The sequence below is a fragment of the Flavobacterium sp. FPG59 genome (assembly GCF_002150205.1).
Taxonomy (GTDB): Bacteria; Bacteroidota; Bacteroidia; order Flavobacteriales; family Flavobacteriaceae; genus Flavobacterium.
In genome coordinates this window covers 1-11,555 of the sequence record NZ_MTCA01000094.1, presented here as the reverse complement: position 1 = coordinate 11,555, position 11,555 = coordinate 1, and the positions used below count along the sequence as shown (strand labels likewise).

The 11,555-nt window shown below is 33.0% G+C and carries 10 protein-coding genes; 9 read left to right on the top strand and 1 reads right to left on the bottom strand.

Annotated elements, in window-relative coordinates:
• Window positions 1–175: 175 nt before the first annotated feature.
• The 7 genes from FPG59_RS09655 to FPG59_RS09625 all read left to right on the top strand — a co-directional run bounded on the left by FPG59_RS09655 (window position 176) and on the right by FPG59_RS09625 (window position 8,879).
• Window positions 176–1,789: a CTP synthase gene (locus tag FPG59_RS09655; RefSeq protein WP_086454404.1), complete on the top strand. Its 1,614-nt coding sequence runs from the start codon at window positions 176–178 to the stop codon at window positions 1,787–1,789.
• Window positions 1,790–1,854: 65 nt separating this feature from the next.
• Window positions 1,855–3,762 carry a membrane protein insertase YidC gene (yidC, locus tag FPG59_RS09650; protein WP_086454403.1) on the top strand — a complete coding sequence of 636 codons (1,908 nt, stop codon included), beginning with the start codon at window positions 1,855–1,857 and terminating at the stop codon, window positions 3,760–3,762.
• 94 nt (window positions 3,763–3,856) lie between these two features.
• Window positions 3,857–4,570 (top strand): toxin-antitoxin system YwqK family antitoxin, encoded by a 714-nt coding sequence (locus FPG59_RS09645; RefSeq protein ID WP_086454402.1) that lies wholly within the window; start codon window positions 3,857–3,859, stop codon window positions 4,568–4,570.
• Between the two features lie 70 nt (window positions 4,571–4,640).
• Entirely contained in the window at window positions 4,641–5,828 is a 1,188-nt protein-coding gene (gene mnmA / locus FPG59_RS09640) for a tRNA 2-thiouridine(34) synthase MnmA (RefSeq protein WP_086454401.1), read from the top strand.
• Window positions 5,829–5,898: 70 nt separating this feature from the next.
• Window positions 5,899–7,512 (top strand): S8 family serine peptidase, encoded by a 1,614-nt coding sequence (locus tag FPG59_RS09635; RefSeq protein WP_086454400.1) that lies wholly within the window; start codon window positions 5,899–5,901, stop codon window positions 7,510–7,512.
• A gap of 14 nt (window positions 7,513–7,526) precedes the next feature.
• The gene (locus FPG59_RS09630) at window positions 7,527–8,471 is read left to right on the top strand and encodes a nitronate monooxygenase family protein (RefSeq protein ID WP_086454399.1); all 945 of its coding nucleotides are present in this window, start codon (window positions 7,527–7,529) and stop codon (window positions 8,469–8,471) included.
• 3 nt (window positions 8,472–8,474) lie between these two features.
• On the top strand, window positions 8,475–8,879 hold the full coding sequence (locus FPG59_RS09625; RefSeq protein ID WP_086454398.1) for a hypothetical protein: 405 nt from the start codon (window positions 8,475–8,477) through the stop codon (window positions 8,877–8,879).
• 15 nt (window positions 8,880–8,894) lie between these two features.
• Here FPG59_RS09625 and FPG59_RS09620 read toward each other — a convergent pair whose 3' ends face one another.
• Window positions 8,895–9,326, bottom strand: a complete 432-nt coding sequence (locus tag FPG59_RS09620; RefSeq protein WP_086454397.1) for a DUF4268 domain-containing protein — start codon at window positions 9,324–9,326, stop codon at window positions 8,895–8,897.
• 93 nt (window positions 9,327–9,419) lie between these two features.
• On the opposite strand from FPG59_RS09620, the gene FPG59_RS09615 reads away from it, so the two are divergent.
• Together FPG59_RS09615 and FPG59_RS09610 are read left to right on the top strand one after the other, a co-directional pair.
• The gene (locus FPG59_RS09615; protein WP_086454396.1) at window positions 9,420–10,076 is read left to right on the top strand and encodes a CoA pyrophosphatase; all 657 of its coding nucleotides are present in this window, start codon (window positions 9,420–9,422) and stop codon (window positions 10,074–10,076) included.
• 74 nt (window positions 10,077–10,150) lie between these two features.
• Window positions 10,151–10,960 (top strand): 1-acyl-sn-glycerol-3-phosphate acyltransferase, encoded by an 810-nt coding sequence (locus FPG59_RS09610; protein WP_086454395.1) that lies wholly within the window; start codon window positions 10,151–10,153, stop codon window positions 10,958–10,960.
• Window positions 10,961–11,555: the final 595 nt, after the last annotated feature.

The window sequence follows — 11,555 nt, the reverse complement described above, 5'->3', positions numbered from 1 at the left end:
TAAAAAAAAATATCCCAAACCATAGCATTTAAATTTTGCTTTTAAGTTATCAATATGGGTTTAATACTTCTGTTTTTTAAACTATAAAATCTCAGAAGTATATGTTCTAATAGTCCAATTAAATTTGTACTTTTGCCACGTTTTTTTACACAACTACAACACAAAACTCAACAGAATGAATCAAACAAAATATATTTTTGTTACAGGAGGTGTGACTTCTTCTTTAGGAAAAGGAATCATTGCAGCATCTCTTGCAAAATTGTTACAAGCAAGAGGATATCGTACAACTATTCAAAAATTTGATCCGTACATAAACGTTGATCCAGGGACGTTAAACCCTTATGAGCATGGAGAATGTTATGTTACAGATGATGGAGCAGAAACAGACTTAGACTTAGGTCACTACGAACGTTTTTTGAATGTGCCAACGTCTCAAGCTAATAATGTTACCACAGGTAGAATTTATTTGTCTGTAATTGAAAAAGAAAGACGAGGAGAGTTTTTAGGTAAAACGGTACAAGTTGTACCTCATATTACCAATGAAATTAAAGAAAGAATGCAGTTGCTGGGCAATTCTGGGGATTATGATATTATAATCACAGAAATTGGTGGAACTGTAGGAGATATTGAATCGTTGCCATACATTGAGTCTGTTAGACAATTAGTTTGGGAGCTTGGAGAGCATAACGGTATTGTAATTCATCTTACTTTAGTTCCTTTTTTAGCCGCAGCCGGAGAATTAAAGACAAAGCCAACTCAGCATTCAGTAAAAACATTGATGGAAAGCGGTATTAAAGCGGACATACTTGTTTGTAGGACTGAGCATGAATTATCAGAAGAATTGCGCAATAAACTGGCTCTTTTTTGTAATGTAAAACGTGAAGCAGTAATACAATCTATTGATGCTTCAACTATATATGAGGTTCCAAATTTAATGCTCGAAGAAGGATTAGATGTGGTAGCTTTAAAAAAATTAGATTTACCAAAGAAAGCAGCACCGGATTTAAAAAACTGGAACATTTTCTTAAAAAGATTGAAAAATCCTAAACATACTGTCAATATTGGTTTGGTGGGTAAATATGTTGAAATGCAAGATTGTTACAAGTCTATATTGGAGGCTTTTATTCATGCTGGTGCAGCCAATGAAACAAAAGTAAATGTAATTTCAATACACTCGGAGCATTTAGATGCTAGCAATATCAAAGAAAAATGTGCAAATCTTGATGGGATTTTAGTAGCACCTGGTTTTGGAGAAAGAGGAATAGAAGGTAAAATTGCTGCCGTACAATATGCTAGAGAAAATAAAGTTCCGTTTTTCGGAATTTGTTTAGGAATGCAAATGGCTATCATTGAACATGCAAGAAATATTTTAGGGTATGCTGACGCCAATTCTACTGAAATGAATGAACATACAGCACATCCTGTTGTCAATTTGATGGAAGAACAGAAAACCGTTACTGATAAAGGCGGTACCATGCGATTAGGTGCTTGGAAATGTGATATCAAAAAAGATACACTTGCATACAAAATTTATGGAAAAGAAACCATATTTGAGCGTCATCGTCATCGTTATGAGTACAATAATGCCTATGTGAACCAGTTAGAAAATGCTGGATTGATATCCTCTGGAGTAAATCCTGAAACAGGATTGGTTGAAATTGTAGAGATTAAGGACCATCCTTTCTTTATAGGTGTTCAATACCATCCAGAGTACAAGAGTACGGTGGCAAATCCGCATCCTATTTTTGTTAATTTTGTAGCAGCTGCAGTTCAAGCAAAAAAAAAATAGTAAGGTTGTAGTGAAACATTTACTGAAACTTGCTACTAATAGATTAAACACTTTTAAATATTAAAATGGAACAAAAAAAATTTGACCTCAATTCAATTATCGGTTTTGCCTTAATTTTTGTAATCTTGATTTTTATCATGTATCAAAATCAACCAGATCCAAAGGTGGTTGCAGCAGAAAAAGCGCAAAAGGCATTGCAAATTAAAGAGGCAAAAGCAAAGGCTCTTGAAGTAAAAAAAGTTGAAATTGCTGCTCAAGCTGTTGCCGCAACTGGGGATACAACACAATTGGCACAATTAGAAAAATCTTTAGGTAGTTTTGCTTATTCTGCAACTTTGTCATCTGCAAAGGCTAGCGTAACAACAATTGAAAACGACTTGGTAAAACTTACAATTGCCAATAAAGGAGGATATATTGTTGAGGCAACCTTAAAAGAATATGAGAAATTTAAAAAAGGTTCTGGACAGTTAGTAGAATTAATCAAAGACAATAATGCAAATTTAAACGTGCAGTTAGTCACTTTGGATAACCGTACTTTGAATACTAAAGATTTGTATTTTGAGCCATCATTAACAAAAATTGGTGCAGACCAAGTTTTGTCTATGAAATTAAAGGCTGGAGCCAATGAGTATTTAGAGTATAAATATATCTTGAAACCAAATGATTATATGATTGGTTTTGATATTCGTTCTCAAGGTCTTCAAAAAGTTTTGAATACTTCAAAACCTTTAGATTTAGAATGGAATTTGAAGGCGCATAGAAATGAAAAAAGTATTTCATATGAAAACAAGTATACTGAAATATATTACGAACACAAAGACGGTAAAGTAGACTATGCCGGACTAGGAGCTTCTGAAAATGAGTTACTTGAAAAACCAACTTTTATAGCATTCAAACAACATTTCTTTGCTTCAATATTAGTTTCTAAAACTCCATTTGAGAACGCACAAGTAACATCAACTAACTTAATGAATGATGAGGAAGTAGATACCACTTTTACCAAGTCATTTAAAGCAAATATTCCGTTAGCGTTTACTAATGGTGAAATTGATCACAAATTAAGTTGGTACATGGGACCATCTGATTATAAAACCTTAGCAAATTATGATCTAAATTTAGAAAAAATCATAACAATGGGTTGGGGAATTATAGGCTGGATTAACCGTTTTATATTTGTACCATTATTTGGTTTCTTAGGATCGTATATTGCCTATGGTATTGCAATTATATTGTTTACTATATTGATAAAACTGGCTATGTCGCCTATAACTTTTAAATCATTCTTGTCTCAAGCAAAAATGAAGTTACTGCGTCCAGAAATTGCAGAGCTGGGAGAGAAGTTTAAGAAAGATCCTATGAAAAAGCAACAAGAAACAATGAAGCTTTACAATAAAGCAGGGGTTAACCCTATGGCTGGTTGTATACCAGCATTGATTCAAATGCCTTTTTTAATGGCTTCGTTTCAGTTTTTTCCATCTGCATTTGAGTTGAGACAAAAAAGTTTTCTTTGGGCAGATGACCTTTCTTCTTTTGATGAAATTGTAAAACTACCTTTTTATATTCCTTTTTATGGAAATCATATTAGTTTGTTTCCTATTCTTGCAGCTATAGCCATTTTCTTTTATATGAAAATGACATCTGGAGATCAGCAAATGGCAGCTCCTCAACAAGAAGGAATGCCAGATATGGCGAAGATGATGAAAATCATGATTTACGTTTCGCCAATAATGATGTTGTTTTTCTTTAATAGCTATGGAGCTGGATTGAGTTTGTACAACTTTATATCAAACTTGGTTACCATATTAATTATGTTGGTTATTAAAAAGTATTTTATCGACAGTGATAAAATTCATGCACAAATTCAAGAAAATAAACTGAAAGAACCCAAAAAACAAAGTAAGTTCCAAAGAAAATTACAAGAAGTAATGGAGCAAGCCGAAGCTCAAAAAGCATTGGACAAAAAGAATAAGTAAATTAAATTTTTTAAAAACTCTCGATTTTTCGAGAGTTTTTTATTTTACTAAATAATTTAACCACCTAAGTTTCGTTATAATCTAAAAATTTAAGATGAAGATAATTTTAAAGAAAATACTGTTTGTTTTGATTCTTTTGAATTCGTATTTTTTCTATGCCCAAACAGATTTTAATAAATATGATGACAAAGGCAAAAAACACGGGTTATGGAAGGGAGTTTATGAAGAATCCAAACGTCCTCGTTACGAAGGAATCTTCGATCATGGCAAGGAAACTGGTATTTTTAAATTTTATGATGATACAAAGGCCATGTCTGTAATAGCAACTAGAGAATTCAATGATCAAAATAATACAGCTTACACAAAATTTTTTGATCAAAAGGGCAACATTGTTAGTGAAGGTATTGTAAATAACAAATTTTTTGAGGGACAATGGAAATATTATCACGAAGCCTCAAAAACCTTAATGACTTTTGAGAACTATGTAAAAGGTAAATTAGAAGGTGTGCGCTCTGTGTATTATCCTAACGGTGCTATTGCGGAGGAAATTAGTTATAAAAATAATTTAAAAAACGGTCTTTATAAAAAATTTGCCGAAAACGGAGTTGTTCTTGAAGAAACATTTTATAAAGACAATATTTATAACGGTTCTGCAATTTTTAGAGATGCAACTGGTGCCATTGTCTCGCAAGGCAAATTTGTAAATGGAAAAAAAATGGGTATTTGGCAGTTTTTTGAAAAAGGAAAGCTTGTCAAGGAAACAAATATGAGCCTGCCAGAAAAAAGTAAAAACACCAAAAACAATTAAAATATTCTTGGGAATATCTAATCTAAATCTTTTGTAACTTTACACCCTTAAATACTATAATTTTTTTTAGATGAAGCGTGTTGTTGTAGGACTTTCAGGTGGGGTAGATTCAAGCGTTGCAGCTTATTTGTTGCAGCAAGAAGGATATGAAGTTATAGGATTGTTTATGAAAAATTGGCACGATGATTCAGTGACTATTTCTAATGAATGTCCTTGGTTAGAAGATAGTAACGATGCTCTTCTTGTTGCTGAAAAATTAGGTATTCCTTTTCAAACAGTTGATTTAAGCGAACAATATCAGGAGAAAATTGTGGATTACATGTTCAATGAATATGAAAAAGGAAGGACTCCAAATCCAGATGTGCTTTGTAACAGAGAAATAAAGTTTGATGTTTTTATGAAAATCGCACTGAGTTTGGGTGCGGATTTTGTTGCTACAGGACATTACTGTCAAAAAAAAGAAACTGAAATTGATGGCAAGAAAGTTTATCAACTAGTTGCTGGTGCTGATGGTAATAAGGATCAGTCTTATTTTTTATGTCAATTATCTCAAGAACAATTATCAAAATCATTGTTCCCTATAGGCGCATTGACCAAACCTCAAGTTCGTGAAATAGCAGCTCAGATGGAACTTGTTACAGCCGAAAAGAAAGATTCTCAAGGACTTTGTTTTATTGGTAAAGTTAGGCTTCCTGAATTTTTACAGCAAAAACTTCAGCCTAAAGAAGGAGCCATTATTCAAATTGATAAAGATCATCCTATATATCAGCAAGAAGACAAATCAGGATTAACGGTAGAAGATTCACTCCGTATTGAAGCTACAAAAATTGCTTATACGCCAGAGATGGGGAAATTCATGGGTAATCATAAAGGAGCTCATTATTTTACTATCGGTCAGCGTAAAGGTTTAAATGTAGGGGGTACAAAAGACCCATTGTTTATTATTGCAACGGATGTAATTACAAACACCGTATATACTGGACTTACAAGCCATCATCCAGGTTTATTTAAAAAAGCATTAAAAATAATCAATGACGAAGTGCATTGGGTACGAGAAGATTTGGCATTAACCAATGGGGAAACTTTAGAAGTAATGGCACGTATACGATACCGTCAACCATTACAAAAAGCAACATTACATCAATTTGAAAATGAAATGTTTATTTCTTTTGACGAACCACAATCAGCAATTACCGAAGGGCAATTTGCAGCTTGGTACTTAGGAGAAGAATTAGTAGGCTCTGGTGTGATTTCATAATTTTTTAGAATTTCTTTGTACACATAATAGATCAATTTTAAATTTTATACATTCAATAATACAGGGCACTATGAAAAAAAAATACTTCATCTTATTATTTATATGTACAACTTTACTTCATGCGCAACAAGATGCTTGGGTGTATTTAAAAGACAAACCTAGTGCGTCAATATTTTTTAATACACCCGTAAAAATGCTTTCGCAAAGGGCATTAGACCGCCGAAGTACTCAGAAAATTGACTTAGATGCAAAAGATGTTCCAATAGAAAGTACCTATCTCAACCAAATAAAAAGCAAGAGCGGAGTTTCTGTTATGGCTACTTCAAAATGGCTTAACGCAATACATGTTAGGGGAACACAAACAGATCTCAATGCACTGAAAGCATTACCATTTGTTGAAAAACTTGATTTTGCAAATAAAGCGTTGAATCAATCAGCCAAAAGTATTGCGGTTATAAAGGAAAAAAATGTTTTAAAAACAGCAAAGACTAAGGTAGAGTATGCTTATGGCACATCATCTAATCAAGTTCAAATGCTAAACGGGCATTTATTGCACCAACAAAACTATACAGGTTTAGGTAAGATAATTGCGGTTATGGATTCTGGTTTTCCAGGTGTTAATTCAGCTCAACCATTTAAGCGATTAAGAGATAATAATCAAATTTTAGGAGGTTATAATTATGTTTTAAGAAATCCAGATTTTTACACGGGAACTTCTCATGGAACATCGGTACTTTCTACAATGGGAGGTTTTAAGGAAAATCAGCTTGTTGGTACAGCACCTGATGCTTCTTATTACTTGTTTATCACTGAAAATGATACATCTGAAAATCCAGTAGAAGAATCTCTTTGGGTTGAAGCTGCCGAAAAAGCGGACAGTTTAGGTGTAGATATCATCAATACTTCTTTGGGTTATTTTGATTTTGACAATGCATCTTACAATCATACGTATAGTGAAATGGACGGAAAAACAGCATTCATGTCCCGTGGAGCTGAGATTGCTTTTTCAAGAGGTATTATTGTAGTTAATTCTGCAGGTAATTCTGGTGCGTCTTCCAATCCAAATATAGCAGTTCCAGCAGATGCTGTTTCTGTTTTAGCTATTGGAGCCGTAAATGCAAACGAAATTAGAACTTCGTTCAGTTCAATAGGTCCTTCTTTTGATAATAGAATAAAACCAGACGTTATGGCTCAAGGTCAATCAGCTATTATTTCAGATCCTTTGGGAAATATAGTAACAGCTAATGGAACTTCTTTTTCAAGCCCAATTTTTACGGGTTTAGTAGCTTGTTTGTGGCAGGCTTTACCTAATAAAACAAATAAAGAAATTAGAGAAATAATAATCAAGTCGTCAGATAGATTTGCGGCTCCAAACAATCTATACGGATATGGAGTTCCAAATTTTAATGCTGCTTTCTCAGATCAGTTAGATTTAAATGAAATAACAGTTCATGATGTAGTAATTTATCCTAATCCCACTGCCGATCTACTATCTTTAATTTTGCCAAAAAATAGCACATCTGGAATAATACAATTTTTTAATACTGCAGGACAAAAAGTTTTTGAAAAAAAAATAGAGAATAACGACTCATCAATTTCAATTAAAGAACTCCAAACCGGATTGTATTTATACAAGTTCCAATCTCAGGATTTCATTAAAACTGGAAAAATTTACAAACAATAGTTATAGTTAGACTAATGAATAAAATTACGACACTTTTTAATATCAAGTATCCAATAATTCAAGGTGGAATGATATGGAACAGCGGTTACAAACTAGCAAGTGCAGTAAGTAATGCCGGTGGCTTAGGTTTAATTGGGGCAGGATCTATGTATCCAGAGGTATTACGGGAACACATTCAAAAATGCAAAAAAGCAACATCAAACCCATTTGGAGTTAATGTGCCTCTTTTGTATCCCAACATTGAGGAAATAATGAAAATTATTGTAGAGGAAGAGGTGAAAATTGTTTTTACTTCAGCTGGAAATCCGAAAACTTGGACTTCTCACTTAAAGCAAAACGGAATAACGGTTGTTCATGTAGTAAGCAGTTCTGTTTTTGCCTTAAAATCACAAGAAGCAGGTGTAGATGCTGTAGTTGCTGAAGGTTTTGAAGCCGGAGGGCATAATGGAAGAGAAGAAACCACGACACTCACATTAATACCGATGGTTAAGGAAAAAATTCAAATACCATTAATTGCTGCAGGAGGTATTGCAACAGGCAGAGGAATGCTTGCCGCAATGACATTGGGAGCCGATGGAGTTCAAATGGGGAGTAGGTTTGTAGCTTCTGTAGAGTCTTCGGCACATATTGATTTTAAAAATACGGTTGTAGAAGTTAAAGAAGGGGATACCCAACTTACATTCAAAGAGCTTGCGCCTGTACGATTAATCAAAAATAAATTTTATCAAGACGTTCAGGATTTATACGCAACTTGTCCTACTAAGGAGGATTTAATACAATTACTTGGAAGAGCAAGAGCTAAACGCGGTATGTTTGAGGGTGATCTAATTGATGGTGAATTGGAGATAGGTCAAATTGCGGGTGTAATTCACAATGTAGCTCCTGTAAGTGTAATTATGAATGATATTTTAGAACAGTTTGAGGAGGCCAAAAATGAAATGTCTAAAATTAATTTTTAAGTAATGAAATTGAGTATTAAATTTTTAATTATTCTGTTTTTTATAATAGCGGGACCTGTTTTATATAGTCAAAATTATAAATTCAAAACTTCGTCCCTAAGTGTTTCTACAAAAAATGAAAAAGGCAAATGGGGAGAGTGGTCCGCGCCAAAAAATGTGAATCTAATAGTTACATTAGATACTAAGAAAAATAGGATAGTCGTGTATTCTCAAATTATCCAATTATTTGAAATCGTGGAGTATTATGATACTGATGAAAATGATATTGATAAAGTAGACACGTTTTATTGTAAAGACAATCAAGGAGAAGAGTGTACGTTGTCTATAATCACTAGAAAAAAACAAGAAAATAGAAAACAACTTTACATTAATTATGAGGATAGGATAATTGTCTATAATCTTATTTAATTCAAAAGGTTCCTTTTATATGTCTTTAATATAAGAGTCGTATTCAAGATAAAATAGCTCTAACGCATTCATATTTTCATAATAAAAATCAAATATTTCATCCCAGTAAGTTCTATTACTCACACTCACGTGTAGTTTTTCAACCCAAATACGACTAATAGTTTTTCCACTCTCTAAGGTATAGTCCTGCTCATAAAGTAATGAGGATACGTACTCTTCATTTAAAATATTTTTTAAGGAAACAAGTTTTTCAAAATAGGCAATTCTTTTTTCGGTACTTCTATGTTCAATATCAATAAGTACTTGAGCTTTTTTATTGTCTACAAAAAACTTAAATGAAAAGTCTTTAATTTTTGTGTCATAGAGCAACCATTTTCTAGGGTATTTTTCAGCAAATGCGATCCAAAATTCTCGTTTTAATCTCTGGTTTTCCTCTTTGCTATACATGTGTAATTATTTTGTTTGTGGTAATATTTGTTATACTCTATTATCTAAACTACATTTAGATTTTATTTCAATTTGCAAAAATAGACATTGATTATGGATTTTCAAGAATTTTTAGAGATTGTTCCAGAAATAATAAATTCCCGTTTACCAGCTTTTGACGCACACATAAAAATGGCTCCTCTTGAACGAATAGAAAGCCTTAAAAAGACAGATGCTTCAAATGAAATTCATAGGTTAGCTTCGGTTTTAATGCTTTTGTATCCCAAAAATGGAAAAGTTCACTTAGTTCTTATCGTTAGAAATTCGTATGATGGCGTACATTCAGCTCAAGTTGCATTTCCTGGTGGAAAACATGAAAAAGACGATTTAGATTTTTCATACACCGCATTGCGAGAAACTTATGAGGAGATAGGAATTGATCCAAGTAAAATCAAAATTATAAAACCTTTTACTGAATTGTATATTCCCCCAAGTAATTTTTTAGTATACCCTTTTTTAGGTATTAGTAAAGAACCTCTCGATTTTATTCTTGATCCACTAGAGGTTGCTCAAATAATCGAAATACCCTTGATGCTACTTCTCAACAATGAAATTCTAGTTAACAAAAAACAAATTACCTCTTATTCAAATGAGATTTTTGTTCCTGGTTTTAATATTAATGAACATATTGTTTGGGGAGCAACAGCAATGATATTAAGTGAACTAAAAGAGGTTTTGATTCAGGTGTTACAACCTAATAGGGAATCATAGTATAACCATTTTTTACTCATTTTTAGCAATTATTTTTTTTCGTAAGTTTGCATTCTATTTTAAAACAAAAAAACATGGGATTATTCAAAAGAAATCCTTTCGGACATATACTCATTATCAAAAAATGGTTGATTAGAATCTTTGGTGCATTTACGCATCGTAGATATAGAGGCTTTAATGAACTTCAAATCGAAGGATCGGAGATCATCCGAAACTTACCAGATAATAATGTACTTTTTATATCAAATCATCAAACCTATTTTGCTGATGTTGTGGCTATGTTTCATGTATTCAATGCAAGCCTAAGTGGTAGAGAAGATAATATTAAGGATGTAACCTATTTATGGCAACCTAAAATGAACATTTATTATGTTGCTGCTAAGGAAACAATGCGTGCTGGACTTTTACCAAGAATTATGGCTTATGCTGGAGCAATTTCTGTAGAACGTACTTGGCGCCAAAAAGGAGTTGATGTCACAGAAAAAAAAGACATCAATCCAGACGATACAGAGAATATTAAAATCGCTCTCAAAGATGGTTGGGTAATCACATTTCCTCAAGGTACTACAAAATCATTCAAACCAGTACGTAAAGGCACTGCTCACATTATAAAACAACACAAGCCTATAGTAGTGCCTATAGTCATTGATGGTTTCCGCCGTTCCTTTGATAAAAAAGGATTGCGTATGAAAAAGAAAGGCATTCTTCAGTCTTTTATCATCAAAGAACCACTTGATATCGATTATGAAAATGACACCATCGATGAAATTGTAGAAAAAGTAGAATATGCAATAGAACAACATGCATCGTTCTTAAAAGTAATACCAGCAGAGATCATCCAAGAGCAAGAGGAATTAAACAAAACCCGTAGATGGGAATATTAAATTTTATTTGGGCGTTCCCTTATATAAAACAACAAGAGTAGCAGTTGATCCTGCTACTCTTGTTGTTTTATATAAGGTCGGGCTCTTCGCTACAAGTCCTCGTTCCTTCCTTTCGGTCGTCACTGTGGGCTTTTCGCTGCTATCCCTAACGCAGTTTGAGAATGTAGAAGACGTTTTTGTTAGAGAAGTAAATACACTACCTACTATATAATGGTGTATGATATCTAGCAAAAAGAGCACTGCCTACATATAATAGAGTAGGGTTTACTAATATGAACACTAGAAAAACCAGGAGTCATTATATAAAGAATGCTATCAAATACCCTCCAAAGGCATGATTTCACAGTAAAACTATCTTAATTCAAATTAGCTGAAAAAAAGTTTAGTTTTTAAGAGTCGTTTAATCAGCGCTTTAGTTTAAAAGTTAAGAAAAGATTAAAAAAAGGTTCAAAAAAAGCTTGTAAAAGCGAATAAAGGTTGTAGTTTTGCACCCGCAATGACGCAGACGTTCTTTAAATGATTGGCAAGAAAAACAAAGTGAATAGAGATTTACTCTTTAAAAAAAACTTTAAAAAAAGCTTGTGAGATTTAAAAA